The following is a 559-nucleotide window of genomic DNA, read 5'->3' on the forward strand; positions in this document are numbered from 1 at the left end:
TGTAACTTAAGTGCAGTTAAGTTACATTCAGTTGCTAAAAAAGCTAATTTCAAAACTATATAAATAAATTATAAGAGGAGGTTGGTTATGTTCTGGTTGAAACTTGCCATAATATTTTTTGTTTTATTTCTGCTAATTTCTGGTTTGAATTTTTTTCTAAGAAAAGTATTTAAAATTGAAAAAGAAAAAAAGAGTATTTTCTCATACAATCACATAAATGATTTACACAAAAAGGTTGATCGGTTTGTAAGAATTGGATTCATGCTTTTAAGTATAATCATCATGTACTTGGTGATTTTTAAAGAGTTTCCAGTAACTCTTTATTTGATTTTATTGATCTTTCTCACAATGGCAGATTACTTAGTTAGAGCAATTTTTGAATGGAAATACTCGCAAAATCCGAAGCAAGCTATTCTAACTATCAGTGAAATGTCATTATTCGTAATAGCCTTGATTATAATATTTCATTTTGACTTACTTAACTTTTTCACCACTTGAAAATATTGTATCTGAACATACATAGCTTTTATAAAACCACAAGTACGAATGTAACTTATTG

1 protein-coding gene is annotated in these 559 nt (G+C 27.0%); it reads left to right on the top strand.

The annotated features are described in order from the left end of the window. The first annotated feature begins 87 nt into the window (after positions 1–87). Positions 88–498, top strand: a complete 411-nt coding sequence (locus KW93_RS13585) for a DUF4181 domain-containing protein (protein WP_033543576.1) — start codon at positions 88–90, stop codon at positions 496–498. Positions 499–559 lie beyond the last annotated feature (61 nt).

The organism is Planococcus sp. CAU13 (assembly GCF_000775575.1).
GTDB lineage: Bacteria > Bacillota > Bacilli > Bacillales_A > Planococcaceae > Planococcus.